23 protein-coding genes and 1 pseudogene are annotated in these 25380 nt (G+C 72.6%); 17 read left to right on the top strand and 7 right to left on the bottom strand.

The window, feature by feature from the left end; genetic code table 11:
- Nucleotides 1–71 precede the first annotated feature (71 nt).
- The 4 genes from clpS to ACUYMY_RS11235 are packed head-to-tail and all read left to right on the top strand — an operon-like array spanning nucleotide 72 to nucleotide 2703.
- On the top strand, nucleotides 72–389 hold the full coding sequence (clpS, locus tag ACUYMY_RS11250; protein ID WP_481703642.1) for an ATP-dependent Clp protease adapter ClpS: 318 nt from the start codon (nucleotides 72–74) through the stop codon (nucleotides 387–389).
- The gene (locus ACUYMY_RS11245; RefSeq protein WP_481703641.1) at nucleotides 382–966 is read left to right on the top strand and encodes a DUF2017 domain-containing protein; all 585 of its coding nucleotides are present in this window, start codon (nucleotides 382–384) and stop codon (nucleotides 964–966) included. Before clpS ends, ACUYMY_RS11245 begins: the two co-directional genes overlap by 8 nt.
- Entirely contained in the window at nucleotides 959–1909 is a 951-nt protein-coding gene (murI, locus tag ACUYMY_RS11240) for a glutamate racemase (protein ID WP_481703640.1), read from the top strand. Before ACUYMY_RS11245 ends, murI begins: the two co-directional genes overlap by 8 nt.
- Nucleotides 1906–2703: an MBL fold metallo-hydrolase gene (locus tag ACUYMY_RS11235; RefSeq protein ID WP_481703639.1), complete on the top strand. Its 798-nt coding sequence runs from the start codon at nucleotides 1906–1908 to the stop codon at nucleotides 2701–2703. The genes murI and ACUYMY_RS11235 overlap by 4 nt, the downstream gene beginning before the upstream one ends.
- Before the next feature lie 39 nt (nucleotides 2704–2742).
- Here ACUYMY_RS11235 and ACUYMY_RS11230 read toward each other — a convergent pair whose 3' ends face one another.
- The gene (locus ACUYMY_RS11230; RefSeq protein WP_481703638.1) at nucleotides 2743–3729 is read right to left on the bottom strand and encodes an aldo/keto reductase; all 987 of its coding nucleotides are present in this window, start codon (nucleotides 3727–3729) and stop codon (nucleotides 2743–2745) included.
- Between the two features lie 57 nt (nucleotides 3730–3786).
- Between ACUYMY_RS11230 and rph the strand changes: the two genes are divergently transcribed.
- The gene (rph, locus tag ACUYMY_RS11225) at nucleotides 3787–4551 is read left to right on the top strand and encodes a ribonuclease PH (RefSeq protein WP_481703637.1); all 765 of its coding nucleotides are present in this window, start codon (nucleotides 3787–3789) and stop codon (nucleotides 4549–4551) included.
- Nucleotides 4548–5183 carry an RdgB/HAM1 family non-canonical purine NTP pyrophosphatase gene (gene rdgB / locus ACUYMY_RS11220; protein WP_481703636.1) on the top strand — a complete coding sequence of 212 codons (636 nt, stop codon included), beginning with the start codon at nucleotides 4548–4550 and terminating at the stop codon, nucleotides 5181–5183. Before rph ends, rdgB begins: the two co-directional genes overlap by 4 nt.
- A 141-nt stretch (nucleotides 5184–5324) precedes the next feature.
- Here rdgB and ACUYMY_RS11215 read toward each other — a convergent pair whose 3' ends face one another.
- The gene (locus tag ACUYMY_RS11215) at nucleotides 5325–6047 is read right to left on the bottom strand and encodes a DedA family protein (RefSeq protein ID WP_481705046.1); all 723 of its coding nucleotides are present in this window, start codon (nucleotides 6045–6047) and stop codon (nucleotides 5325–5327) included.
- A 174-nt stretch (nucleotides 6048–6221) separates the two neighbouring features.
- Here ACUYMY_RS11215 and ACUYMY_RS11210 point away from each other — a divergent pair, with 174 nt between their 5' ends.
- Nucleotides 6222–7277: an exonuclease domain-containing protein gene (locus ACUYMY_RS11210; protein ID WP_481703635.1), complete on the top strand. Its 1056-nt coding sequence runs from the start codon at nucleotides 6222–6224 to the stop codon at nucleotides 7275–7277.
- Between the two features lie 93 nt (nucleotides 7278–7370).
- On the top strand, nucleotides 7371–7922 hold the full coding sequence (locus ACUYMY_RS11205) for a DUF4395 domain-containing protein (protein WP_481703634.1): 552 nt from the start codon (nucleotides 7371–7373) through the stop codon (nucleotides 7920–7922).
- A gap of 49 nt (nucleotides 7923–7971) precedes the next feature.
- On the opposite strand, the gene ACUYMY_RS11200 is transcribed toward ACUYMY_RS11205, so the two are convergent.
- Nucleotides 7972–8964 carry an ADP-ribosylglycohydrolase family protein gene (locus ACUYMY_RS11200; RefSeq protein WP_481703633.1) on the bottom strand — a complete coding sequence of 331 codons (993 nt, stop codon included), beginning with the start codon at nucleotides 8962–8964 and terminating at the stop codon, nucleotides 7972–7974.
- 95 nt (nucleotides 8965–9059) lie between these two features.
- Between ACUYMY_RS11200 and ACUYMY_RS11195 the strand changes: the two genes are divergently transcribed.
- From ACUYMY_RS11195 to ACUYMY_RS11170, 6 genes are all read left to right on the top strand, one after another.
- Entirely contained in the window at nucleotides 9060–9416 is a 357-nt protein-coding gene (locus tag ACUYMY_RS11195) for a DUF202 domain-containing protein (protein ID WP_481703632.1), read from the top strand.
- The gene (locus tag ACUYMY_RS11190) at nucleotides 9413–9778 is read left to right on the top strand and encodes a DUF202 domain-containing protein (protein ID WP_481703631.1); all 366 of its coding nucleotides are present in this window, start codon (nucleotides 9413–9415) and stop codon (nucleotides 9776–9778) included. The genes ACUYMY_RS11195 and ACUYMY_RS11190 overlap by 4 nt, the downstream gene beginning before the upstream one ends.
- Before the next feature lie 82 nt (nucleotides 9779–9860).
- Entirely contained in the window at nucleotides 9861–10871 is a 1011-nt protein-coding gene (locus tag ACUYMY_RS11185) for an aquaporin (protein ID WP_481703630.1), read from the top strand.
- Between the two features lie 110 nt (nucleotides 10872–10981).
- Nucleotides 10982–12145 carry an exonuclease SbcCD subunit D gene (locus tag ACUYMY_RS11180; RefSeq protein ID WP_481703629.1) on the top strand — a complete coding sequence of 388 codons (1164 nt, stop codon included), beginning with the start codon at nucleotides 10982–10984 and terminating at the stop codon, nucleotides 12143–12145.
- Complete coding sequence (locus tag ACUYMY_RS11175; protein WP_481703628.1) at nucleotides 12142–15333, top strand: AAA family ATPase; 3192 nt, start codon at nucleotides 12142–12144, stop codon at nucleotides 15331–15333. The genes ACUYMY_RS11180 and ACUYMY_RS11175 overlap by 4 nt, the downstream gene beginning before the upstream one ends.
- Before the next feature lie 166 nt (nucleotides 15334–15499).
- Nucleotides 15500–15970 carry a MarR family winged helix-turn-helix transcriptional regulator gene (locus tag ACUYMY_RS11170; RefSeq protein ID WP_481703627.1) on the top strand — a complete coding sequence of 157 codons (471 nt, stop codon included), beginning with the start codon at nucleotides 15500–15502 and terminating at the stop codon, nucleotides 15968–15970.
- A 119-nt stretch (nucleotides 15971–16089) separates the two neighbouring features.
- On the opposite strand, the gene ACUYMY_RS11165 is transcribed toward ACUYMY_RS11170, so the two are convergent.
- The 4 genes and pseudogenes from ACUYMY_RS11165 to ACUYMY_RS11150 form a co-directional block, all read right to left on the bottom strand.
- Complete coding sequence (locus ACUYMY_RS11165; protein ID WP_481703626.1) at nucleotides 16090–17391, bottom strand: FAD-binding oxidoreductase; 1302 nt, start codon at nucleotides 17389–17391, stop codon at nucleotides 16090–16092.
- Between the two features lie 15 nt (nucleotides 17392–17406).
- Nucleotides 17407–18173: pseudogene (locus ACUYMY_RS11160) on the bottom strand (SDR family NAD(P)-dependent oxidoreductase).
- A gap of 42 nt (nucleotides 18174–18215) precedes the next feature.
- Nucleotides 18216–19565, bottom strand: a complete 1350-nt coding sequence (locus ACUYMY_RS11155) for a carboxypeptidase regulatory-like domain-containing protein (protein ID WP_481703625.1) — start codon at nucleotides 19563–19565, stop codon at nucleotides 18216–18218.
- Nucleotides 19566–19663: 98 nt separating this feature from the next.
- Nucleotides 19664–20305 (bottom strand): isochorismatase family protein, encoded by a 642-nt coding sequence (locus tag ACUYMY_RS11150; protein ID WP_481703624.1) that lies wholly within the window; start codon nucleotides 20303–20305, stop codon nucleotides 19664–19666.
- A 107-nt stretch (nucleotides 20306–20412) separates the two neighbouring features.
- On the opposite strand from ACUYMY_RS11150, the gene ACUYMY_RS11145 reads away from it, so the two are divergent.
- The 3 genes from ACUYMY_RS11145 (at nucleotide 20413) to ACUYMY_RS11135 (ending at nucleotide 25339) form a co-directional block, all read left to right on the top strand.
- Complete coding sequence (locus ACUYMY_RS11145; protein ID WP_481703623.1) at nucleotides 20413–20880, top strand: MarR family winged helix-turn-helix transcriptional regulator; 468 nt, start codon at nucleotides 20413–20415, stop codon at nucleotides 20878–20880.
- Nucleotides 20881–21005: 125 nt separating this feature from the next.
- A complete protein-coding gene (locus ACUYMY_RS11140; RefSeq protein WP_481703622.1) occupies nucleotides 21006–22241 on the top strand; it encodes an MFS transporter in 1236 nt (411 codons plus the stop codon).
- Nucleotides 22242–22384: 143 nt separating this feature from the next.
- A complete protein-coding gene (locus ACUYMY_RS11135; protein WP_481703621.1) occupies nucleotides 22385–25339 on the top strand; it encodes a DUF7948 domain-containing protein in 2955 nt (984 codons plus the stop codon).
- The last annotated feature ends 41 nt before the right edge of the window (nucleotides 25340–25380 follow it).

Genomic DNA, 25380 nt, shown 5'->3' with positions numbered 1-25380 from the left:
GGATCCCGGGGGCACGCGCGGGGCCCCGCGCGGCGGCTTCCGGCCCAGTCCCCCTGCCTAGAATGGAGCCCATGATCATGAGCGTCGCCACTGAGCCCTCGCAGGAGGTCGCGGGCCAGACAGTCCCAGACCCGACGGCAGCGCGGCAGTCGCCGTGGAACCTCGTCGTCTGGAACGATCCCGTCAACCTCATGAGCTACGTCAGCTACGTGTTCCAGACCTACTTCGGCTTCTCCGAGGCCAAGGCGGACGCCCTCATGATGCAGGTGCACACCGAGGGACGCTCGGTCGTGACGCAGGGCTCGAAGGAGTCCGTCGAGCAGCATGTGGTCGCGATGCACACCTACGGCCTGTGGGCCACGATCGAGAGGGCCGGCGAGGATGGCTGATCCGTTCATCTACGGCCACCGCGGTATCACGGGGCGCCTCGAGGACGCCGAGCGCGAGCTCCTGCGGGGCCTGTTCAACGACGTCGTCGGCATGCTCGAGTCGGAGGAGGAGGCGCACACGGACCCGCTCGAGGCGCTCGTCGGGCTGAGCCCGAACGCGAGCGAGCCGGAGGATCCGGCGCTCGCGCGCCTCCTGCCGAACGCGGTCAAGGACGACGCCGACGCCTCCCTCGAGTTCCGCCGCCTCACCGAGCGCTCCCTCCGCCAGGGCAAGGTGGGCGCCCTGCGCGCGGCCGCCCTCAGCCTCGACGCCGCGCACCTCGTGCTCGACGACGCTGCGGCCCGCCACTGGTCGACGGCGCTCAACGACGTGCGCCTCGTCCTCGCCGAGCGCCTCGGCATCCGCTCGGAGGAGGACGCCGAGCGGATCCACGCCAAGACCGACTGGTCCGAGGCGGAGGACGTCGACACCTACCTCGCGCTCGTGTACAACTTCGTCACGTGGCTCCAGACGACGCTCATCGAGGCGATGCTCGACGCGCACCGCGTGCGCTCGACCGGGGGCGGCGATGACTGAGCTGCCCCGCTCCGAGCGCCCGATCGGCATCTTCGACTCGGGCGTGGGCGGCCTCACCGTGGCGCGCGCGGTCATCGACCAGCTCCCGCAGGAGTCGATCGTCTACGTCGGCGACACGGCCCACGGCCCCTACGGCCCGCTCCCGATCGCCGAGGTGCGCGCGTTCGCGCTCGGGGTCATGGACGAGCTCGTCGACTCGGGCGTCAAGGCCCTCACGATCGCCTGCAACTCGGCCTCCGCCGCCGTCCTGCGCGACGCGCGCGAGCGGTACACGGCCCGCTACGGCATCCCCGTCATCGAGGTCATCCAGCCCGCGGTGCGCCGCGCCGTCGTCGCGACGCGCAACGGGAGGGTCGGCGTGATCGGGACGAGCACGACGATCGGCTCGCGCGCCTACGAGGACACGTTCGCCGCGGCCCCCGGGCTCAGCATCACCTCCGCCGCGTGTCCCGAGTTCGTGCGCTTCGTCGAGGCCGGCGTCACGACCGGGCCCGAGCTCCTCGAGGCGGCCGAGTCCTACCTCGCCCCGCTCAAGGCCGCGGAGGTCGACACGCTCGTGCTGGGCTGCACGCACTACCCGCTGCTCACGGGCGTCATCTCCTACGTCATGGGCGACGGCGTGACGCTCGTCTCGAGTGCCGAGGAGACCGCCAAGGACCTCTACCGGGCGCTCGTGGGCCACGGCCTCGAGCGCACGGGCGCCGCGCCGCCCGTGCACCGCTTCGTGGCGACGGGGGACCCGGCCCAGTTCGAGGTCCTGGCCCGGCGCTTCCTCGGGCCCGAGGTGCAGGGCGTCCAGCACGCGGACCACGTCTCGGCCCGGTACCCGACGGCGAGCCTCGCGCAGATCACGCCCGAGATGATCGAAGATGCCCGCGCACGCGGCGGGTCGGCGCGGATCTCCCACTTCGCGGCGGGCGAAGCGGGCAGGATGGCACCGTGAAGCTCACCATCGTCGGCTGCTCGGGCTCCTTCCCGGGCCCGAGCTCGCCCGCCTCGTGCTACCTCCTGACGGCCAACGACGGCGAGCGGGACTGGCGCATCCTGCTCGACCTCGGCTCGGGGGCCCTCGGCGTGCTCCAGCGCTACATCCACCTCTCGGACATCGACGGCGTCCTGCTGAGCCACCTGCACCCGGACCACTGCATCGACCTCACGGGCCTGCACGTGGCGGTGCACTGGGATCCGCACGGCTGGCCCTCGGGGCGTGTGCCCGTGTGGGGGCCCGCGGCCACGGCCAAGCGGATCGCGATCGCCCTCGACATGGAGCCGCCCGCCGACCTCGACGAGGACTTCGAGTTCCACAGCTGGACCCCGGGGGAGAAGATCGAGTTCGGCCCGTTCCGCTTCGAGGCCATCACGGTGCGGCACCCCATCGCCGAGGCCTACGCCATCCGTGTCGAGGCCACCGAGCCCGACGGCGCTGGCGGCGAACGGCGCAGCGTGCTCGCCTACTCGGGGGACACCGACTCGTGCCCGGGCCTCATCGAGGCCGCGCGGGGCGCGGACATGTTCTTGTGCGAGGCCGCGTACCACGAGGGCCGCGACGACGCGATCGAGGGTGTCCACCTCACCGGCCTGCGGGCCGGGCAGGCCGCGCAGGACGCCGGCGCCCGCCGCCTGCTCCTGACGCACCTGCCCGTGTGGAACGATGCGAACCGCTCGGTCGAGGAGGCCCAGCGGGCCTACGACGGCCCGATCGCGGTCGCCGTCGCCGGGGTCCACTACACAATCTGATCCCCCCGGCCCCTGCGCCGGACGATCTAGGGCGCGGGTCTACCAGCGGGGATGCACGGTCTCGCGGAAGAACCGGTCGTAGATGCGCCGCACCCCGGCGTCGAACGCGGGGCCGAGCGCTCCCGCCCCGCCGGCAGCGGCGGCGTTGGCCCGCGCCTGCGCCGCGTTCCTCGCCCCGGGGATCACCGTCGAGACGGCGGGCCGGGAGACGATCCAGGCCAGGGCGGCCTGGGACGTCGTGAGGCCCTGGGGAACGAGCTGCTCGAACTCGGCCACGGCGTCCAGGCCCTGCTCGAAGTCGACCCCCGAGAACGTCTCGCCGACGTCGAACGAGGATCCGTCGCGGTTGTAGCTGCGGTGGTCGTGCTCGGGGAACTCGGTCGAGCGGCTGTACTTGCCGCTGAGCAGGCCGGACGCCAGGGGCACGCGCACGACGATCCCGACGCCCGCCTTCCGCGCCGCCGGGAAGACCTCATCCTCCGGCTTGAGGCGGAACGGGTTGAAGATGATCTGCACCGAAGCGACGCCTGGCCGGGCTATCGCGGTGAGCGCCTCCTCGGTCGTCTCCACGCTCACGCCGTACGCCCGCATCACGCCCTCCTCGACGAGCTGGTCGAGGGCGTCGAAGACCTCGTCGCTCGAGTAGACGGGGGTCGGCGGGCAGTGCAGCTGGACGAGGTCCAGCGTGTCCTGCCGGAGATTGCGCCGCGAGCGGTCGAGCCAGCCGCGGAAGTTGCCGAGGCTGTAGTTCTCCGGCACCTGCGGCACGCGCCGGCCCATCTTGGTGGCGACCATGACCTCCGCCCCGGGATTGCCCTGGAGCCAGTCGCCGATGATCTGTTCGCTGCGCCCGTCGCCGTACACATCGGCGGTATCGAAGAACGTCACCCCCGCCTCGGCGGCGGCGTCGAGCACCTCAACCGCGTCAGACCTGCCGACGTCGCCCCAGTCGGCCCCCAACTGCCATGTCCCCAGCCCGATCGCGGACACCCTCCGGCCGGTCCGTCCCAGCATGCGCTCTTCCATGCCTTCCGACTATAGGCGCTCAGGTCGAGGCCCACTGTCGACGGCTAAGCTGGAGCCATGACCCCAAGCACCTCCGACGGTTCCATGTCCGTGCGCGCCGACGGCCGGTCCCCGGACCAGCTGCGCCCCATCTCGATCACCCGGGGATGGTCCAAGCAGGCGGAGGGCTCGGCCCTCATCGAGTTCGGGAACACGCGCGTGCTGTGCACGGCGTCGTTCACCGAGGGCGTCCCGCGCTGGCTCAAGGGCGAGGGCCGCGGCTGGGTCACCGCCGAGTACGCGATGCTCCCGCGCGCCACCAACACCCGCTCCGACCGCGAGTCGGTCAAGGGCAGGATCGGCGGGCGGACGCACGAGATCTCCCGCCTCATCGGCCGCTCGCTGCGCTCGATCATCGACACGAAGGCGCTCGGCGAGAACACCGTCGTCCTCGACTGCGACGTCCTCCAGGCCGACGGCGGCACCCGCACCGCCGCGATCACGGGCGCGTTCGTCGCGCTCGCCGAGGCCGTGCGCTGGGCCAAGGACAAGGGCCTCATCGAGCCCGGCGCTGAGCCCCTCATCGACACCGTCTCTGCTGTCTCGGTTGGGATCATCGACGGTGTGCCCATGCTCGACCTGCCCTACGTCGAGGACGTGCGCGCCGAGACGGACATGAACGTCGTCGTGACCGGCTCCGGGAAGTTCGTCGAGGTCCAGGGCACGGCTGAGGGAGCTCCGTTCGACCGCGAGGAGCTCGACAGCCTCCTCGACCTCGCGCTCCTGGGCACCGCGCAGCTGGCGGATATCCAGCGGGAGACACTGGCGGAGGCCCTCAGGTGAGCGCCCAGCCACGGCTCGTCCTGGCCACGCACAACCAGGGCAAGCTCGCCGAGCTGCGCGCGCTCCTGCGGGGCCAGGTCCCGGGCCTGGACGTCGACACGCAGGTCGTGGACGCCGGCGCCGTCGGCGGTCCGGACGTGGTCGAGGACGGCGTGACGTTCGCCGAGAACGCGCTGCTCAAGGCCCGCGCCGTCTCCGCGGCGACCGGGCTGCCCGCGATCGCGGACGACTCCGGCCTTGCCGTCGACGTCCTCGGCGGGGCCCCGGGGATCTTCTCCGCCCGCTGGGCCGGGCGCCACGGCGACGACCGGGCCAACCTCGAGCTCCTGCTCGCCCAGCTCTCGGACGTGCGGGACGGGCACCGGCAGGCGGCGTTCGTGTGCGCCGCCGCGCTCGTCGCCCCGGGCGCGGAGGTGCCCGAGACGGTCGAGACCGGCCGGCTCGACGGAACGCTCCTGCGCGAGCCGCGCGGCGAGGGCGGCTTCGGCTACGACCCCATCCTCCAGCCCCTGGGCCTCGAGGTCAGCTGCGCCGAGCTCACGCGCGAGGAGAAGAACGCGATCAGCCATCGCGGCCAGGCGTTCCGCGCGCTCCTGCCGGCGATCGTCGCGGCGCTCTCCGACACCCCCTGAAAGGCCGAGAACCACAAACGCCGCATCGCAACACGCTCGAAAGGACGTGCCTTTCGGGTGTGTTGCGATGCGGCGTTGTGCTGATGCGGGATACGGCTGATCCGGGATACGCGGCTGATGCGGCGTCCGTGCCCGGGGAGGCTACTTCCCGTCCGGGTGCGTCTTGCGCTCCTCGACGGGCTCGTGCTCCTCGATGAACTCGTCCACGACGTCGGTGCCGAAGCGCTCCGCCTGCTTCTTCGCGGAGATGCCGCGGACGAACTCGAGGATGATCGGCAGGACCGAGACGAGGACGATCGCGATGAAGATGATGTCGATGTTGTTCCCGACCCACTCGTACTGCCCGAGCCATGCGCCGAGCAGCGTCACGCCACCGCCCCACAGGAGGGCGCCGATGACGTTGTAGAGGAAGAACTTGGCCTTCCCCATCTGGGCCACGCCCACGATCACGGGCACGAACGTGCGGATGATCGGCACGAAGCGGGCCAGGATGAGTGCCTTGCCCCCGTGCTTCTCGAAGAATGCGTGCGCCTTCTCGACGTTCTCGCGCTTGAACAGGCGCGAGTCGGTCCGGTTGAAGATCGCCGGGCCGGCCTTCGAGCCGATGAGGTAGCCGACCTGGTTGCCGAGGATCGCGGCGACGATGATGAGGCCCGCCATCGCCCAGAGGTTGAACTGGATGGCCCCCGTCGCGACGAGGAGTCCGGCGGTGAAGAGCATCGAGTCGCCCGGCAGGAAGAAGCCCACGAGCAGCCCGGTCTCGGCGAAGACGATGCCGCACACGAGGAGCACGACCCACGGCCCCAGCGGCGAGTTGCGCAGGAACACGTCCGGGTTGAGCCAGTCGGGCAGGAACGAGGCCATGTGAGGCTGCACAGCGAGGGCCTGCACGGCCAGCCCGTTGAGCGCCTCGGTCGCAGCGGGCAGGGAGGTCAGGAGCGTCGGAGTCACCCCCCAAGCCTACGGGAGAAAGCCTGTGAGCCCGCTGTGGCGTGTGGCTCACGGGCGGCGGGCCGGGGCGCGGCTAGACTCGTCGCCGTGCCCCTGGACTTCACTGCGATCGACTTCGAGACGGCCAATGGGTTCCGGGGATCGCCCTGCTCGGTGGGCCTCGTGCGCGTCCGGGGCGGGCGCGCCGTCGAACGCGCGCACTGGCTCATGCGGCCCCCGGAGGGCCACGACCACTTCGACCCACGCAACGTCGCGGTCCACGGCATCCGCCCGGAGGACGTCGCGCACGCGCCCCGCTTCGCCGAGGTCTTCGCCGAGATCGGCGGGTTCATCGGCGACGACGTCCTCGCCGCCCACAACGCGGCCTTCGACCTCGGCGTGATCCGGTCGGCACTCGAGGTCAGCGCCATGCCCGCCCCCGCCTACGACTACGCGTGCACCGTGGTCCTCTCGCGCCGCACCTACGACCTGCCCTCGCACTCGCTGCCCTTCGCCGCGCGGGCCGCCGGCGTCGAGCTCGAGCGCCACCACGACGCGGCGGAGGACGCGGCCGCCTGCGCGGGCGTCCTCGTCGACATCGCGAGGCGGCACGGGGCGGAGAGCGTCGCGGGGGTCTACGGCGCGCTGGGCCTCGCGCTCCCGCGCCAGGACGGCTTCGTCCCCGGAATCGACGAGCCATCGCGTCCGACGGCCCGGGCACTCGCCCGGACGGGCCCGGGTGCGCCGGGCAGGGGGCGCACGACGGCGGGCAGCGGCCCGCGCTCGCGCCCGGCCGGCACGCACCGGGCGTGGGGGCAGTGGCCGACCGAGGGCGCGAACCCCGCGGCGAACGAGGCAGCCGACCCGAACCACCCCCTGTTCGGCCACCGCATCGTCTTCACGGGCGCGCTCGGCATGACCCGGGCCGAGGCGAAGGAGCGCGCGGCGGTCCTGGGCGCCCAGCCCGCGAGCACCGTCACCCGTGCGACGACGATCCTCGTCGTCGGCGACGGCTTCGTCGCCGCGGACCTCGTCTCCGGCCGCGTGACGTCCAAGGCCCGCCGGGTGCTCGAGCTGCGCGAGAAGGGCCAGCGGGTCGAGGTCCTCTCCGAGGCCGAGTTCCTGCAGATGCTCGGCGGGCAGTGGCCCGCCCGCAGCGCCTAGTCCCCGCCAGTCCCGCCAGTCCCACGAGCTCCCGCGGTCACGCGGAGCAACAGTCCTTCCGGCCCCGGGGCACGAGTCCCTAGGCTTGCCGGCATGACCGAGCCATCCCGCATCGCAACCGCCGACGCGACACATCTCGTGAGCCTCGCGCCCCGCAGGAGCCCCCTGCGGCGGGCATTCGCCTTCCCCAACCCCGTCAACGAGTACGCCGCGCGCGCGACCGCGGGCATCGTCGTCGTCCTGAGCCTCGCTGCGCTGCTGACCCAGGCAGGGTGGGCGCTGTGGGCCATCGCGATCGGCTTCGCCCTGCGCGTCGCCGGCGGGCCCCGCTACTCGCCGGAGGGCCGGCTCGCCGTGCACGTCATTGCCCCGCGCCTCGGCCCGGCGCGGCTCGTCGCGGGACCGCCCAAGCGCTTCGCCCAGGGCATCGGGCTCGTCGTCTCGAGCGCCGCCGCGGTCCTGCACGCGTCCGGCCTCGTCGTCGCGGCGTGGGGCGTCCTGGGCGTGCTCGTCGTGGCCGCGTCGCTCGAGGCCTTCGTCGGGTTCTGCCTCGGCTGCTGGATCTTCGGCCGGCTCCAGGACGCCGGCCTCGTCCCGGCCTCGGTGTGCGAGGCCTGCTCCAACATCCGCGGCGCCAAGAGCTGAGGCCGATCGAGCCGCAGCGTGCCGGAGCGGACGCTGACCCAGCCCGCGCTCAGGCGCCGGTAACCTCCGCGAGGCGCGCCGCCACGCCGTTGACCGCCGCCATCCCCGCCGTCCGCTGGATCCACGGGGCCGGAACGGCGTCCCGGCCCCACAGCGTCCCGAGCAGTGCGCCCGCGATAGCGGCCGCGTCGCTACCGTGCGCCGCGGCGAGGCCGACGCCGGCCGCGAAGGCCCCGTCCAGGGGCTCACCGGACCGCCCTGCGCTCTCCGCTGCGAGGACGGCCGAGGCTGCGCGCCCGAGGGCAGCGGCAGCGGGGGGAACGCCCGCGTCCACGCCCCCGATCCCGTCCAGGGCGGCGAGGACGTCCGGGTCCACGACCCGCAGCGACGCCACCTGGGCACGCGCCGAGGCGAACGCCGTGACGGCGTCGGCCCCGAGCGCGAGGTAGTGGGCCGTCGCGGCGACGGCGACTGCGGCCTGGACCGCGGGCGCGGCGCCGTGGGTCAGGTGGGCGGCCTCAGCGCTCATCTTCGCGACGGCCGCGGCCGGGATGTGGGGGACGAGGCCGAAGGGGGCGGCGTGCGCGGCGGCCCCGGCGTCGTCGTGCTCCAGGCCGAGCGGGCGGGACGGCGTCCCCATCTCGCCGGAGGCGAGCGAGTCGACCCACGCCGGCAGCGGGCGCGCGGGCACGCGCACCCCCTCCTGGCCGTCGAGCCAGCGGGCCTGCGCGACGGGGGCCGAGGGGGCGACCTGCACCCCCTGGCCGCTGAGCCAGCGCAGCGACGCGAGCCACACGCACGCCGCCTCGTCCGCGTGCACGCCGTCGTTCGCCCACTCGATCGCCTCGACGAGCGCGTCCGCCGTGAAGAGCGTGAGCTGGCCGGCGGCGCCGAGGGGGCGCGGAGCGGAGCCCTCGGCACCTGGGGTGCTGGGGTCGGGCCCGGCGGGCTCGAGGCCGTCTGGGTCGAGGGCGGCCGCCTCGGCGACGGCGGCGCCCGCGAGGCAGCCGTGGATCCGCTCGGCGGCGGTGGGGGTGCTCATGGGCCACAATCTACCGGGTATCCTGCACGGGCAGAGCTGGGCCCGCACCGCCGAGGGGAGCCGGCCGCCGCGATGTTGAAGGGACGAGAAGACTCATGCGCGAACCCGCGTGGCGCAGGCAAGGGACCACCCCCGACTACCGCTTCTCGCTCGCGAACGAGCGCACCTTCCTCGCGTGGCTGCGGACGGCGCTCGCGCTTCTGGCCGGCGCCGTCGCCCTCGACCAGCTCACGCCCAACATCGCGCCGGCCCTCGTGCGCGGAATCCTCGCCGTGGCCCTCGCCGGAGTCGGGGCGGCGCTCGCGGTGCTCGCCTACCGCCGGTGGTCCCTCGCCGAGCAGGCCATGCGCCACGGGCGCGAGCTGCCGTTCTCGCGGGTCATGCTCGGCATGACCGTCGTCGTGGCCCTCGCCGCGCTCGCCTTCGCCGTGCTCGTCGTGGTCCGCCCGTGACCGTCCCCGCCGCGCCCGGCGCCGGGGGAGAGGCGCGGGACCCCGGGCTCCAGCCCGAGCGCACGGCCCTGGCGTGGCGGCGCACCCTGCTGTCCCTCATCGTCCTGGACCTCCTCGTGTGGCGCGCGTGGCTCATCGCGGCGGACGACGGCGGGCGCGGCCCGGGCGTTGTGGCCGCCCTGGGCGTGTGCGCGGCCGCTGCGGCTGCGGCCACCGCCGTCCTCGGCCTGTGCGCGCGGGCCCGCCGGCGTGAGCTTCGTCACGGCACCCAGGCGCCGCCAGCCGCCCTCATGCGCTGGGCTACCGGCGCCCTGCTGCTGCTCGGTGCGGCGACGATCGCCGTCGTCGTGCTCGAACGGTAACCTTCACTGGGACCGGCGCAGGCCCCGCCGCCCCCTGCGGGCCACCGCAGAGCCAACGAAAGCTCCACGAAAGAGGACTTCCATGACCACCACCGTGGCCGACCGCACGACCGAGAGGGCGCCCGAGTACGGCGTCGTCGCCAAGCTGTCCGCCGAGGCCTTCGGCACGTTCCTGCTCGTCTTCGGCGCGCTGGGCGTGGCCCTGTTCAGCAACCCCTCGGCGGCGCCGATCCCGACGCCGCTCGCGCTCGGCCTGGCCCTCGCGGTCGGCATCGCGGCCGTGGGCCACGTCTCCGGCGGCCACTTCAACCCGGCGGTGACCCTCGGCCTCGCGGTCGCCGGGCGCACCAACTGGCGGCTCGTCCCCGGGTACATCGCGGCGCAGCTCGTCGGCGGCCTCCTCGGGGCGCTCGTGCTCTGGGTCAGCGTGCGCACGCTGCCGAACCTGAGCGACGTGACGACGATCTTCTCCCAGCTCTCCAACGGCGTCGACGACCGCTCGCCGAACCAGTTCCCGCTCGCTGCCGGACTCCTCGCCGAGGTCGTGTCCACGGGCGTCTTCATGACGATCGTCCTCGCTGTGACGAGCCGCCGCGCGATCAAGGGCATGGCGCCGTGGGCCATCGGGCTCGGCCTCGCCGTCCTCGTCCAGGGGATCGCACCGATCACGAACGCGAGCCTGAACCCCGCCCGCTCGACCGCCACCGCGGTGTTCGCCGAGTCCGGCGTGCTCTCCCAGCTCTGGCTCTTCTGGGCCGCGCCGATCCTCGGCGCCGTCATCGTGGGGCTCATCTTCCGCGGCTTCGGCTCGCCCGAGGACCTGCACCGCGCCACGGCCGGCGCGCTCGGCGACCTCACCGCCGAGGCCACGCGCGACGACGGCACGCGCGTCTCCGACGCGGCGGCCGCGACGGAGGCGGCCGGCGCGGCTGCCGCAGACGCAGAGGCCGCAGAGGCAGGGGCTGCTGGCGCACCGGTTGCCGGCGCACCCGCTGCCGGCGCACCCGCTGCTGCCGAGCCTGAGGCGCCTGCCCCCGCACCGAAGCGCAGCCCCGAGGACGACGCCCGGGACTTCTTCGACAAGAACCGCTGAGTCCACCTACCACCGCATCCGGAAGGAACGGCAGGTCCCGCCACGCGCCGGGACGGCCGCTGGCTGGTGGCGCCGCAGAATTGTCGGTGCCACCGGCTAGCCTCGCTCGCATGAAGATCCTCCACACCTCGGACTGGCACCTCGGACGCTCGTTCCACGGCGTCGGAATGCTCGCCGCGCAGGGCGAATGGCTCGACGGCCTCGTGCAGTTCGTCGAGCGGGAGGAGGTCGGGCTGGTCCTCGTCGCCGGGGACGTCTACGACCGCGCCCTGCCCGCGGTAGACGTCGTCGACCTCCTCGACTCGGCCCTCGTGCGCCTCGTCGAGGCCGGGGCGCAGGTCGTCATCAGCAGCGGCAACCACGACTCCGCGGTGCGGCTCGGCTTCGCCTCGCGGCTGCTCGAGCACGGCGGTGTCCACCTGCGCACACGCGTCGAGGACATCGCCTCGCCCGTGCTCGTGCCCCTCGGCGACGGCACACAGCTCGCCGTCTACGCCCTGCCCTACCTCGAGCCGCGGCTCGTCGCCGACGCGCTCGGGGTCTCGGAGCCGGGGCACACCGCCGTCACGCGCGCGGCGCTCGACCGCGCCCGCGCGGACCTCGAGGCCCGCCGTGAGGGCGGGCCGGTCCATTCGATCGTCATGGCACACACGTTCGCCGGCGGGGGAGCGCCCTCGGACAGCGAGCGGGCGCTCTCGATCGGAGGGCTCGACGTCGTCCCGGTGAGCCTCTTCGACGGCTTCGACTACGCCGCGCTCGGCCACCTGCACGGCCGGCAGGAGCTCTCGCCGACGGTGCGCTACTCTGGCTCGCCGCTGGCCTACTCCTTCTCGGAGGCGCGCCAGGCCAAGGGGGCCTGGCTCATCGAGGCCGGGCCGTCAGGCCTAGGCTCCGTCGAACCCGTGGCCTGGCCGAGCAGCCATCGCCTCGCCGTGTTGCGCGGACCCCTCGACGGGCTTCTCACCGACCCGGCCCATGCCGAGGCCGAGGGCGCGTACTGCCACATCACCCTCATCGACGACGAGCGGCCGCAACGTGCCATGGAGCGTCTCCGGGCCCGCTTCCCGCTCGCCGTGTCCCTCGCCTTCGAGCCCGAGGGCGGGCCGAAGGACGCCGGCGAGAGCTACCGCTCGAGGCTCGCCGCTGCGCGCACCGACCTCGACGTCTGCTGCGGCTTCCTCGAGCACGTGCGCGGCCGGGGCCCGAGCGGCCCGGAGAAGGCGGCCCTCGGCGAGGCCCTCGAGGCCGCTCGGCTCGCGGAGGTGTCGGCATGAGGCTCCACCGGCTCGAGATCACGGCCTTCGGCCCGTTCGCCGGGACGGAGCGGATCGACTTCGACGCCCTCGCCGAGCACGGCCTCTTCCTGCTCAACGGCCCCACGGGGGCGGGCAAGACGTCCATCCTGGACGCGGTGTGCTTCGCGCTCTACGGGACCCTCCCAGGTGCCCGGCAGGGCAGCCGCTCGCTCAAGAGCCACCATGCTGCTGCGGACGCCGAGCCCTCCGTGCTCCTCGAGTTCACGGCCCAGGGCCGCCGCTTCGAAGTGCGCCGCACGCCCGAATGGTCCAAGCCGAGCCGGCGGGCCTCGGCGGGCTGGTCGGTGCAGAAGGCCTCGACCCACCTGAGGGAGCACGTCGACGGGGAGTGGACGGCCCTGACGGCGCGCAACGATGAGGCCGGAGCGGTCCTCGCCGACGTCCTGGGCATGGGGCGCGAGCAGTTCACGCGGGTCGTCATGCTGCCCCAGGGCGAGTTCGCGTCCTTCCTGCGCTCGAAGGCCGCCGAGCGCGTGGCCCTGCTCGAGAAGCTCTTCGGCACCCAGCGGTATGCCGACGCCGAGGAGCAGCTGACCCAGCTCGCCCAGGCCGCACGCACCGAGGCCGAGCAGTCCGAGCGCGCCGCCGCGCTCCCCCTCGCGCAGCTCGAGGCCGAGCTCGCTGCCGTCCCGGACGCGATCGCCATGGCTAGCGGCGCCGTAGAGGGGGTCGGCTCCGCGGAGGGCGGCGCCGCACAGGGGCCCGGCCCCACCGACGAGGGCGCATCCGCCGAAGCGGCCGCGGAGGCCCCGCTGATCTCAGCACGGGTGGAGGCCGAGTCCGGGCGCGCCCTGTTCCGGGCGGCGGAGCGTGTCTATGCGGCCCAGTCCGCGGAGGCGGCCGAGGCGCAGGCGCGGGCCAAGGCAGACCTCGAAGCGGCGCGCGAGGCCGCTGAGGCCGCCGCCCGCTCGCTCGAGGACGCGGGAGAGCTCGCGAGGGCGCGGGAGCGCCGGGCAGCGTGGGAGGACGCGGGTCCCGAGCACGCCCGTCGCGTCGCCGCACTCTCGGCCCACCGTGAGGCCGTGGGCCTGCGGCCGCACCTCGATGAGTGCGAGCGCACCGCTGCGGACGAGCGCCGTGCCCTGAGGGAGGCGCTCGCGGCGCTTGAGGACGCCCATGCCGCCGGCTGGGTCTCCGAGACAGCGGAAGAGTCCGAGTCCGAGGAGTCTCGGGAATCCGGAGCGTCGCCCAGCCCTGCCCTCCCCGCCGCAGCCCTCGTGCGCCGTGCCGCGGCGGAGGCGTCGGCGGACGCCGCCGTGCTCGCCGACCGGCTGCCGGCCGAGAGGGAGCTCGGGGAGCTCGAGGCCCGGCTCGAGCGCGAGGACGGCGAGGCCCGGCGGCTCACCGGTGCGCAGGCCCGCGCCGCCCAGGAGCTCGAACAGGCGACGGCCCAGGCGGAGGAGCTCGCGTCCTCGCGAGCGCGGCTCGAGCCTGTCGCGGCCGGGCTCGGCCTCGCCCGCATCGAGGAGGACGCCGCCCGGGCGGTCTTGGAGGCCGTCCAGGAGCACGCGACGGCAGCGCCCGCCGCGTCCGCGGCCGCCGAGGCCCACACTCGTCTGCGGCAGGACTCGCTCGACGCGCGAGAGCGCTGGCTTGCGCTGCGGGAACGGCGGCTCGACCAGTCTGCGGCCGAGCTCGCCGCGCGGCTCGAGCCCGGCGCCGCCTGCCCCGTGTGCGGCTCAGAGGAACACCCGCAGCCCGCGCAGGGGGCCGAAGATCCCCTCGGCCTCGTGGATGCCGAACGCGCCGCCGCCGAGGAAGCCGAGGCGGCCTCGGCACGGGAACGCGCTGCCCATGAGGCCCTTGGTGCGGCGCGCGAGCGGCTCGCCGCCGTCGACGCCCGGGGCGGCGCAACGGACCCGGACAAGGCAGCGCGGGCCCTCGAGGAGGCCCAGGCCGAACTCCGACTCGCCGAGTCGGCGTCGGCCCAGCTCGCCGAGGTCGCGGGCAGGCTTGAGGCCGCAGGGCGCCGCCGCGAGCTCGCGGCCGCCGCGCTCGCCGAGGCGACGACTGCCCACACGCGGGCAGTGGAGTCCCTCGAGCGGCTCCGCTCGGAGGTCGAGCGCCGGCGGGACGAGCTGGCTGTCTGGCGGGCGGGATACCCCACCCTCGCAGCCCGGCAGGCGGATGTCGCGGCCAGGGCGCGCACGCTCGACTCCCTCGAGCAGTCCGTCCTGCGCCACACCTCCGCGGCGGCGGCCCTCGGGCGTGCGCGGACTGCCTTCGCCGAGGCCCTCGCAGCCACGCGGTTCCCGGACGAGGCAGCGGTGCTTGAGGCGCTGGTCCCCGAGCACGAGGCCAGCGCCCTCGAGGACGCCGTGCGCGCCCACGAGGCCGAGGGCCAGCAGCTCGGCGGCCTCTTCGACGCGGCGGCCGTGCGGCGTGCGCTCGCGGCCGAGTCCGCCGGGCTTGCGGTCGCGCCCGAAGAGCTCGCCGCGCTCCGCGCCCGCGAGGCCGAGGCCGAGGCGCGCCGTGGCAGGGCCGAGGCCGCAGCGCACGCTGCCTCCGCCGCAGAGGCCCGTCGGCGCAGGCTCGAGGCCCAGTTCGAGGCGTGTGTCCCGGCCCTCGAGGGCTCCCGCGACCGGGCCGACATGCTCGCCGAACTCCTCCGGACGGTGCGCGGCCAGGGCGAGAACGCCAAGCGCATGTCCCTGCACAGCTACGTCCTCGCGGCCCGGCTCGAGCAGGTGGCCCACGCGGCGACCGAGCGGCTCCTCGCGATGAGCGACGGCCGCTTCACGCTCGAGCACAGCGACGCCCTCGCCGCCCGTGGCGCCGCCTCGGGCCTCGGCCTCGAGGTCCACGACGGCTGGACCGGGCAGCGCCGCGATCCGGCGACCCTGTCCGGGGGAGAGTCGTTCATGGCCTCCCTCGCGCTCGCGCTCGGGCTCGCGGACGTGGTCCAGCACGAGTCCGGGGGCATCGACATCGAGACGCTCTTCGTGGACGAGGGCTTCGGCAGCCTCGACGAGCAGTCGCTCGAGCAGGTCATGGACGCCATCGAGGGCCTGCGGGCGGGCGGCCGCGTCGTCGGGCTCGTGAGCCACGTGCCCGAGCTCAAGCAGCGGATCCCGGCCCAGATCCGGGTCGCCAAGGGCAGGACGGGATCCCACGTGAGCCTCGCCGGCACTGGCTGCGGAGCCTAAGGTGCGTCTGACGGGGCCCGCATCTGCCCCCCCGTCCGTTCCGACGGTTTGAAACGAGGTCGTCCGAGGCATGGTTCGCGAGGTAAAGCCGCCGGGATCGCCAAGGTCGTTGTATTTCAGATAATCTGAGTTGTGTACATCTACCCTAAGGGAAAGGCAGCCTACGATGTCCGACGTGGAGACCAGCTATCCCCTGGCCGAGGATCTTCACTGGCTGATGGCCCGGCTCGCGCGCAGCCTGGGCGTGGTCGAGGCCGAAGCTGTTGAGCCCTACGGGATCAGTCTGCGGGAGTTCGTCGTTCTTGCCGAAGTGGAGCGGGAGGCTGGCCGGAGCCAGCTCGCGGTGGCGCGGGCTGCCGCGGTTGACCGCAGCCTGATGGTGACCGTGGTCGACTCGCTGGAGTCGAAGGACTACATCGTTCGGACCCCGCACCCCACCGACCGTCGAGTGCGGACGCTGGGGATCACGCCGGCCGGGCGCGACGTCCTCGCGAAGGCGGCGATAGCCGTCCGCGAGGCGGAAGACCGGCTCCTCTCCTCGCTCCCGGCCAAACATCGCCGGGACCTCCGCGTGATCCTGGGAGACTTGGCCGCGAACGCGGACAGGGCCGGGTTCGACATCTATCCCTGCGTCTGAACCCCGGCCCCTGCCGATTCAGGCCCGGCAGGTGCTGAACGTCAGCTGCATGCCCTCGTCCTGCACCCGATCCAGAAAGTGGTGACGTCCTTGGCTGTGCGGCCGGCTCGAACCACGCACTACTCCGGACTGGAGTCACTGCCGGGAGCGGCGATCGGAGCCATGCCGACATTGAAGTTCTGTCCGAACACGCCGTCGGGGTCCCAGGTCGACTTGATGGCCCGCAGTCGGCCGAGGGCCGGTTCGGGGAAGGCGGCCATGAGGTCGCGGTCGGTGTGCTCGGACTGGAAGCTGAGGTAGAGCCCGTCGGCCAGATCGTGCAGCGGGGCCCAGGCGGTGTCGAGGGCGGTCGCGCCGGCTTCGGCGACTGCGGTCAGCTGGAGGGTCTGGTGGCGGTGGGCGAAGGCGGTCGCGTCGGGTGGCACGTCGTTGATCGTGCCACCCATGCTGCGGATCTGGACCATGCCGAACGCGGCGGATTGCAGCCCGTCTGCGACCAGCCGGCCGACCGCCGGGGTGAGCCGGCCGAAGATCCCGTTCCTTGTCGAGGCCCGCTGCTGTCCGGCGTGCCGTGCGCCGGTCGCCGGGATGATCGAGGCGTAGGGAGTCAGCTGGGCGTGCCCCCTCAGTGAGCCGGGCAGCTTGCTGAACGGCTCGATGGCCCGGGCTGCGGCGGTGGCGTCGCTGCCGGCGTACACGACCGTGGCCTGGGCGAAGGGCTGCGGTCCGCCGAGCAGGTAGAGGAATGCGCTGACTTCGCGCGGTGCGCGGTCGAGGAGCGCTGCCCACGCGTCGAGGAACTCCGGCAGGTCGGCGGGCGCATAGCCCAAGGAGGCGTGCCCGACGAGGTCGAGCTCGGCGGCGTCGAACTCGAAGGCGGTGACGATGCCGACGTTTGCTCCGGCGCCGCGGAGCGCCCAGAACAGGTCGGGGTTCTCGTGCGGGGAGGCGCGATGGAGACGGCCCTCGGCAGTGACGACATCCGCGGCGACGAGATGGTCGATCGTGAGGCCGAACTGACGGCCGAGAAGGCCGATGCCGCCCGAGGTGGCGAGGCCGCCGACTCCGACGTCGCCGGAGTCGCCCGAGGAGATCGCCAGCGACCATGGGCGAAGTGCACGGGCAACCTGACCCCAGCGTGCACCGGCGCCGATCCTGACGCGCCGTCCTTCGAGCCGCTCGACGCGGTTCAGCTGGCCGAGGTCGATGACGGTGCCGCCGTCGTTGGTGGCGCGGCTGCTGATGCCGTGCCCGCCGCTGCGGATCGCAAGGGGGCCTTCGTGTTCGCGTGCGTGGGTCAGCGCTGCGGCGACGTCTTGGTCGGAGCGGGGGCGCAGGATCCGCGCGGGGGATCCGGTCGCGGTGTAGACGTGCCGCAGTGCCTGGTAGCCGGGGTCGCCGGGTTGGATGGTGTCGAACATTGTCAGTCCTCCTCCTCAGCTACGGGGGTTGCTGGACACGGGGCCGTCCTCGGCGCTGACGTAGTAGTGCAGTACCTCGGAGGTGAGCGGGCTGGTTCCGGCCAGCAGTTCGGCCAGGTGAACACCGACCGCTTCGGCGGGGATCCAGCCGGGGTTGTCGATTCCGGCGAGCTGCCGCTGCCGGGTCCGGATCACGCCGAGGATGACCTGGTAGACGCGCGGCCCGTGCGGGCCGAGCTCGGCGGCCAGTGTTCGGGTCATCGATTTGGTGGCTGCGGCGGTCAGTGCCACGCCGGCGGATCCCGGGAAGGGGATGTCGGCGCTCATGCCGTTGAGCTGCAGCAGGAGCCCGTCACTTCGCAGCACCGGGACCAGGGGCGGTAGGCGCGGAACACGGTGGTCTGGTTGGCTGCGAGGAGCTCGGACCACTCGTGGTCGGTCAGCTGCAGGAGCGGCTTGCGTCCCTGGTTGCCCCAGGATGCAACGCTGACGACGGCGCCATCGAGCTGCCCGTGTCGGCCAGCGAGGTCGCGGACTGCGGCGTCGAACTCGCTGTCGAGGGCATCGACCACGACCGGGACGAAGCCTGCCTCCGGGACGCGCTTGGCGAGGTCGTTGAGCCGCTCTCGGGACCGCGAGGTCGCGAGCACCGTCGCGCCGGCCTGGAGAAGTGTCTTCGTCACTCCCTCGCCGACACCTCCGGTGGCTCCAAGCACGAGAACCTTCTTGCCGGCAAGGTCCACGCTGCCTTGTGACCACGGGGTTTCGTTGAATGCGTCCATGTTCCTGTTCCCTTCTTCCTGTCTCACATGGATGTGGTTGGCCTAGTCAGGGTTTGCGGGGCTGGTCGTGGTCGAGTCGAACGATGTCAATCGACGTCGGGCACCGATCTCTGCGGCGCTGAGGTTGGCGGCGGGGTCGTTCCAGTCCTGCACCGCCACGTTGCGCGGTCGATCGTCCTCGGGGTGCAGTGCGACGGTGACGATCGCCGGTTCGCAGTGGCGGGCGGTGACCACGATGTGGTGCAGGCCGGTGGAGAGGCCCGCGATCTCGTAGTCGCCGTCCGTGTTGGTGGCGGTGCGCCGGAGCTCGTCGCCTGACTCGTCGAGCACCGACACGAACGCGTTCGGCACGGGCCCCTCCGAGAGGGTGGTGATCCGTCCGTGGAGCCGTGCGAGCCCGCGTCCGCCGGTGGTCTTGGGTTCCTCGGTCGCCTTCTGGTCTGCGAGCCGTGCCGCGGCCGCCTTCCGTTTGCGGACGCTCGTCCACGTCAGCAGGGCCGCTCCGGCAAGTGCCCAGGAGGAGAGCACGAGCAGTGGCTGGGCCACGCCGACTCCGGAGGCGTAGGACGTGGCGCGGACCGCATCGACGAAGGCGGCGAAGGGCAGTACATCATTCAGCCAGGCGACCACGCCCGGGAGCATGTCGCCGTTGACGGTCGCTCCGGACGAGGGAATGCCCAGCACGAGCACGAACGTCATGGCGACCGGCATGAAGTACTGCCTCAGGTTCAATGCGGCGGCCGTGGTGAGCCAGCCGATCGTCTGGGTCAGCAGGAAGCCATAGAGCAGCAGCCGGAGATCCGACGGGATGACGTCCAGGCCGACGGCCACCACGTGGGTCATGACAGCGGTGAACGCGCCGGTGGCGGCGATCGCGAGGAGTTTGCGCCGCAGGGGCCACATGCCCAACTGCAGCAGCACGATCGAGGTGATCAGGCCGATGAGCAGCTGCGGAAGTCCGTAGAAGAACAGGCTGACGCCGCTGACGTCGCCGGCCGCGGTCGGCTTCACGTCGACTACGGGCGCGTCCATTCCGAGGGCCTGGGGGAGGACCTCGGTGAGGTAGTCCGCGCGCAGCGGGCTGGCACCGGAGGACACGTAGATGTTTTCGCCCGTGATGGCCGCGGCCGCCTGCCCGGTCTCCACCGCATGCCGTGCGGCCGTGCTGCTGTCGGCCTTTTCGACGCCGAAGCCGTCCGGCACGACTCTGCCGAGTGCAGCGGTGACGGCGGTGGCGTCGGAGGCCGGTGCGACGACGACCCGCATGCCATGCGGAGCCGGGTGGTGAAAGCTGTAGAGGCCGATCAGGGTGAAGGCGGCGGCGAAGAAGAAGGGGAACCAGAGGAACGACGCGACGCGTCGGGCGGTCGGCTGCGGTGCGCGGGCTTGCACGGTGGTGTCCTGTCGTTTGGTGATTGTCGGGTCCCGTGGCTCCGCGGCCGCACGGGCCGCGGAGTCACGGGCAGGGTTCGAGGTTTCTTGGCGCTGGATCAGCTGGCGGCAGCTGTTGCGGCTGCCTTCATGGCCAGCCAGGACTGGATGCCCTTGGCCATCGACGGGACATGCTCGCGCATCAGCTGCTGGAGGTGGACAGCGGTCGGCGACCGGTGGTCGTATTCGAGCTCGCCTGCCAGCGAGTACCACGTGACCGGAATCGCACCTGCGGCGACCATGCGCTGGACGGCGACGTTGTGGGTCTCCTTGGTCACGCTGCCGCTGGCGTCGACGACGACATAGACCTCGTAGCCCTCGCGCAGCGCGCCGAGGACGCTCTGCAGGACGCAGCCCTCGGTCGAGACGCCGGCGATGGCCAGCTTGGTGCGTCCCGTGGCCCGCACGGCCGCGGCGAAGGTCTCGTCGGCGAACGCGTTCGTGGCACCGGGCCGCTCGATGATCTCGTGGTCGCCGAGCACCTCGAGGAGCTCGGGGTACAGCGGGCCGGACGGCTTGCCCGGCAGGCCGTTGGTCACCACCAGGCCGGTCTCGAAGAGCTTGGCCGTCTTGGCAAGTCCCACGACGTTGTTGACGTGCTTGCCGATCTCGGTCGAACCCAGGATGTTGGCGAAGCCGACCGCGTGGTCGATGAGGACGATCGTGGTGTTCTCCGGGGTGAGGCGCTCGGGGACGGACATCTGACTTCCTTTCGTTCGGTGATCTCCTGTGAGATCATCTGAATACAGACGATCCTAGACCAGATAATCATGGGATCGCAACCCCTCGGGGTGGAAGGAGAGAAGAAGTGACTGGGACCGTCGGGATGACGCTGAACGACGACGCGCACTGGCTTCTGGCGCGGCTGGCCCGCAGCTTTGGATGGGTCGAGCAGCAGGTGATCGCCAAGTTCAGCATCACGCTGCGCGAATATGTAGTGATGACCGAGGTCCACGCCGGCCCCGGGCGCAGCCAGCTTGCGGTCGCGCGTGCCGCGGCAGTCGACAAGAGCATGATGGTCACGGCCGTCGACAGGCTCGAGGTTCGGGGCCTCCTGGTGCGAGAGCCGATGCCGGCGGACCGGAGAATTCATGCACTGTCCCTCACGGACGAGGGCCGACGTGTCCTGCACGAGGCGCACTCGGCGGTCCGCGCTGCCGAGACGGAACTCCTAGCGGTGCTGCCCCCTTCACAGCGAGCCGAACTCCTCGACTCCTTGAGGCGACTCTCCGCGGAGGCAGTGGCTGTTGGAAATGACGTCGCCGCATGCATATGAGGTGCTCTGGGATGGGCCGCAAACAGGGCCATCCGGCAGCTTCAGAGCCTGGGCTAGGATGGTCTCGCTACTGGGTCCTGCGCGGCGGGTGGCAGGGACGCCGCGCGCTCACGTCAGGTGTGCCCGTGCCCGTCCGCGTCTCCTTCCTTGCCCGCTACGCCTCCCTGCCGTCCCTGGCCGGGACGTCGTTCATTCCCATCGCCTTCGTCGCGAGGCTGCCCCTCGCGATGCTCACCGTCGGGACGCTCACGGCCGTGGCCGTCGCGACGGACTCGTACGCCCTCGGCGGTCTCGCGGCCGGGGCCGTCGGCCTCGGCGCCGCGGTCGGCGCGCCCCTGCTCGGCGGCCTGGCCGACCGGCACGGGCAGCGCCACGTGGTCCTCGCCGCCGGGCTGCTCAACGCCGCCGCGATGCTCGCCGTCGTCCTCGCGAGCTATCCGCCGCTCGAAGCGGGCGACGTCCCGCCGTGGGCGGTCGTGGCGGCGTCCTTTGCGGCGGGGGTCACGACGCCGCAGGTCGGGCCCCTCGCCCGCGCCCGCTGGATGGCGCTCACGGCCGGACGGAGCCGCCGGGCGCTCGAGCTCGATGCCGCCCTCTCCTACGAGGGGACGGCGGACGAGGTGACGTTTGTCCTCGGCCCCGCGCTCGTGGGCGCCCTCGCGGCGCTCGCAGGACCGGGGATCCCGCTCGCCGTCGCCGCGCTGCTCACGGCGGCATTCGTGAGCGCCTTCGCGCTGCACCCCACGGCCGCGGCCGCCCATCCCGCCGGGCAGGCCGAGCAGGCCAGGGTCCCCGTGCGGGCGTGGCTCATCGTCTTGGTGCCGGTCGCCGCGATGACGGCCATGGGGACGTTCTTCGGCGGGATGCAGGCAGCGGTCACGGCCTTCGCGGGGGAGCGCGGGGCGGCCGAGGTCGGCGGGCTGCTCTACGCAGCGGTCGGGGCGACCTCCGCCGTGACGGCCCTGAGCGTCGCAGCGTGGAGCCCGCGCATCGCCCTGCCGGTGCGCTGGGCGGCCTGCGCCGCGGCCATGGTCGTGGCCGCGCTCCTGCCCATCGCTGCTGACTCGTTCGAGAGCCTTACAGCGGCGCTCCTGGTCCTCGGCCTCCCCGTGGGTCCGATCATGGTCACGGTCTATGCCGTGGGCGGCCGTGTGGCACCGCAGGGGAGGGCCGGCACGGTCATGACGGCCCTCGCGAGCGGCCTCGTCGCTGGCACGGCGCTCGGCTCGGGCCTCGCGGGGGCACTCGCCGAGTCGGGGGGAGTGTCCGCCGCGTTCGGCGCACCGCTGGGGGCAGCGGCCGGGCTCCTCGTGCTCGGCGCGGTGGCCGCCGCGGCCCGGTGGGGGAATCACGCCGACTGAGCCGCGCCGTCGATGCGCGCAAGCCTTTGACAGGTGATTCCCTGACGCGCTGTCCCCTCGAACGAGTACACGTTACTCGTGCGCGCTCAGAGGCAGCCGGGTTGAAATGTGGGCACGTACGTAAGGTGGAAGAGGGTACGGCCATGGCACTGGTGACCGAGTATGCGCCTGCGGGTGTGACCGAGTGGAGCGGAGGCTCCGGGAGCCGGCCGGGCCGGCATCGGGTGAGGTCCACGATGGTCCTGATCGTCCTGGCCATGCTCGCCGTCGTGTCGGTCGTGCTCACGCAGGTGACCTTGAGCACTGCTGGAGGCCCCACGCCGACGGCGGCGGGACCGGTGCCCGCTGCACAGGGACTGGTCCTTCCCCAGCCTGGGATGGCCGCGTCGGCCGGCCTTTCACCGGAGAGCAGGGCGGACGCTCTGGAGGCCTATGGGAAGCTGCCACTGTCGTTCGTGGCGAACGCCGGCCAGACCGATGAGAGCGTGCGCTACTACGCACAGGGCGCCGGCTTCGGCTTCTTCTTCGCCGAGGACAAGGCCGTCCTGTTCCTGGCCAAGGGCGACCGCGGCCACGCGCTCGAGATGAGCTTCCTGGGCTCCAGCCCGAACGCGACGCTCGAGGCGGGCGAGCCCGCTCCGGGGAAGGTGAACTACCTGACGGCGGGCGAGAGCCACACCGGCCTGCACACCTACCAGCAGCTCGTCTACCGGGGTCTCTGGCCGGGCATCGACATGGTCTTCGCCGGCCGGGACGGGACGCTGAAGTACGAGTTCCACGTGGCGCCCGGAGCCGATCCCTCCGACATCCGCCTCTCCTACGGTGGCGCCGACGGCCTCGCGCTCGGCCCCGCAGGTGCGCTGCTGATCTCCACGCCGCTGGGAAGCCTCAGCGACTCCGCGCCGCGCAGCTACCAGCAGATCGGAGGAAAAGAGGTCGCGGTCCAGAGCAGCTTCTCGCTCGAAGGCCACTCCTACGGCTTCGCTCTCGGCGGCTACGACCGAGGCCAGCCGCTGGTGATCGACCCGGCCCTCGCGTACTCGACCCTCCTCGGGGGGAGCGGCACGGACGAAGGCGCCGGGGTGGCCGTCGACGCCGCGGGCAGCGCCTACGTGACGGGGTTCACCAGCGCCGCGGACTTCCCGACCACGGCCGGCGCCTTCGACACGTCCTCTGGTGGCTTCGAGGACGCCTTCGTCACCAAGCTCTCGCCCACAGGATCGAGCCTCGTCTACTCGACCTACATCGGGGGGAACTCCACGGACCTGGGCACCGGCATCGCCATCGACGCCGCGGGCAGCGCCTACGTGACCGGCGAGACGTTCTCCACCGACTTCCCGACCACGGCCAGCGCGTTCGGCCCGACCTTCAACGGAGACTGGGACGCCTTCGTCACCAAGCTCTCGCCCACAGGGTCGACCCTCCTCTACTCGAGCTACCTCGGGGGGAGCGGCCCGGACTTCGGCAACGGCGTCGCCGTCGACGCCGCGGGCAGCGCCTACGTGACCGGCGAGACGTCGTCGGCCGGCTTCCCGGCCACGGCCGGCGCCTTAGACGCCGCTGCCAACGGGGGCTTCGACGCGTTTGTCACCAAAGTGGACCCCACCGGTGCGAGCCTCGCCTACTCGACCTACCTCGGAGGGGCCGGCAACGACTCCGGCAACGCCGTCGCCGTCGACGCCGCCGGCAGCGCCTACGTGGCGGGCCACACGAACTCGGCCGGCTTCCCGGCCACGGCCGGCGCCTTCGACACCGCCCTCAATGCTCTCACCGACGCCTTCGCCGCCAAGCTCTCACCCACGGGGTCGAGCCTGGTCTACTCGACCTACCTCGGGGGAAGCGGCTTCGACTTCGGCAACGGCGTCGCCGTCGATACCGCGGGCAGCGCCTATGTGTCTGGCGAAACGAACTCGTTCGACTTCCCGACCACGGCCGGCGCGTTCGACACCACCTACAACGGCGGCTTCCGGGACGCCATCGTCACCAAGCTGAACCCGGCCGGCTCGGCCCTCGCCCACTCGACCTTCCTCGGGGGGAGCGACAATGACTTCGCCCCCGCCGTCGCCGTCGACGCCTCGGGCAGCGCCTACGTGACCGGCAGGGCGGGCTCGGCCAGCTTCCCGACCACGGCCGGCGCCTTCGACACCAGCTTCAACGGCGGCGGCGACGCCTTCGTCGCCAAGCTCAACCCGGCCGGCTCGGCCCTCGTCTACTCGACCTTCCTCGGGGGGACCAGCGCCGACGTAGGCTTCGGCGTCGCCGTCGACGCCTCCGGGGACGCCTACGTGGCCGGGTTCACCAGCTCCGCGGACTTCCCGACCACGGCCGGCGCCTTCGACATCACCTTCAATGGCGGCTTCCGCGACGCCTTCGCCGCCAAGCTCTCGCCCGGCCCCGGTGCCCCGGCCACGCTCACGCTCGCGCCCCAGGCCGACACGAACGACGTCGGGACCCAGCACTGCGTGACGGCCACGGTGAAGGACGCGGGGGGCAACGCAACCCCGGATATCACCGTGCGCTTCACGGTCACCGGCTCGGTGACCACCAGCGGATCGGCCACCACGGACGCGAACGGGGAGGCGGCCTTCTGCTACCAGGGCCCCGAGCTCCCCGGCGCGGACACGATCACCGCCTTCGCCGATACAGACAACGACACGACCCAGGGTCCGGGTGAACCCTCCGGCACCGCGACCAAGGCCTGGAGGCTACCGACCAGCACACCGCTCTGCCAGGTCAAGATCGAGACCGGCGGCACGATCATCGCCGCCAACGGCGACAAGGCGTCCTTCGGCGGCAACGCCCAGTCAAGCGCCGCCGGCAGTGTCAAGGGGCAGCAGCAGTACCAGGACTTCGGTCCCACCCAGCCGCAGAGGGTGAAGTCCACGCGCATCCTCGCCTTGACCTGCAACCCGGAACGCACGCAGGCAACGATCTTCGGCCGCGCCACGATCGACGGCCAGGGCTCGCACCATTTCCGGATCGATGTCCAGGACCTCGGAGAGCCCGGCAAGGGCAAGGACACCTACCGGATCGTGCTCGACACCGGCTACGACTCCGGCACGCAGACGCTCAGGAGCGGCAACATCCAGATCCGCTAGCCCCGACCGCACGCGCCAGCGGCCGCGCCCCCACTGCTGGG

The sequence above is a fragment of the Sinomonas sp. T428B genome (assembly GCF_056780155.1).
The sequence above is the reverse complement of the archived record's forward strand: the minus strand, read 5'-3'. Positions and strand labels throughout refer to the sequence as shown.

Coding starts and splice junctions, on each gene's coding strand:
- clpS (WP_481703642.1), top strand. CDS start 72: ATGATCATGAGCGTCGCCACTGAGCCCTCGCAGGAGGTCGCGGGCCAG.
- ACUYMY_RS11245 (WP_481703641.1), top strand. CDS start 382: ATGGCTGATCCGTTCATCTACGGCCACCGCGGTATCACGGGGCGCCTC.
- murI (WP_481703640.1), top strand. CDS start 959: ATGACTGAGCTGCCCCGCTCCGAGCGCCCGATCGGCATCTTCGACTCG.
- ACUYMY_RS11230 (WP_481703638.1), bottom strand. CDS start 3,729: ATGGAAGAGCGCATGCTGGGACGGACCGGCCGGAGGGTGTCCGCGATC.
- rph (WP_481703637.1), top strand. CDS start 3,787: ATGACCCCAAGCACCTCCGACGGTTCCATGTCCGTGCGCGCCGACGGC.
- ACUYMY_RS11215 (WP_481705046.1), bottom strand. CDS start 6,047: ATGGCCTCGTTCCTGCCCGACTGGCTCAACCCGGACGTGTTCCTGCGC.
- ACUYMY_RS11205 (WP_481703634.1), top strand. CDS start 7,371: ATGACCGAGCCATCCCGCATCGCAACCGCCGACGCGACACATCTCGTG.
- ACUYMY_RS11200 (WP_481703633.1), bottom strand. CDS start 8,964: ATGAGCACCCCCACCGCCGCCGAGCGGATCCACGGCTGCCTCGCGGGC.
- ACUYMY_RS11195 (WP_481703632.1), top strand. CDS start 9,060: ATGCGCGAACCCGCGTGGCGCAGGCAAGGGACCACCCCCGACTACCGC.
- ACUYMY_RS11185 (WP_481703630.1), top strand. CDS start 9,861: ATGACCACCACCGTGGCCGACCGCACGACCGAGAGGGCGCCCGAGTAC.
- ACUYMY_RS11180 (WP_481703629.1), top strand. CDS start 10,982: ATGAAGATCCTCCACACCTCGGACTGGCACCTCGGACGCTCGTTCCAC.
- ACUYMY_RS11175 (WP_481703628.1), top strand. CDS start 12,142: ATGAGGCTCCACCGGCTCGAGATCACGGCCTTCGGCCCGTTCGCCGGG.
- ACUYMY_RS11170 (WP_481703627.1), top strand. CDS start 15,500: ATGTCCGACGTGGAGACCAGCTATCCCCTGGCCGAGGATCTTCACTGG.
- ACUYMY_RS11165 (WP_481703626.1), bottom strand. CDS start 17,391: ATGTTCGACACCATCCAACCCGGCGACCCCGGCTACCAGGCACTGCGG.
- ACUYMY_RS11150 (WP_481703624.1), bottom strand. CDS start 20,305: ATGTCCGTCCCCGAGCGCCTCACCCCGGAGAACACCACGATCGTCCTC.
- ACUYMY_RS11135 (WP_481703621.1), top strand. CDS start 22,385: ATGGCACTGGTGACCGAGTATGCGCCTGCGGGTGTGACCGAGTGGAGC.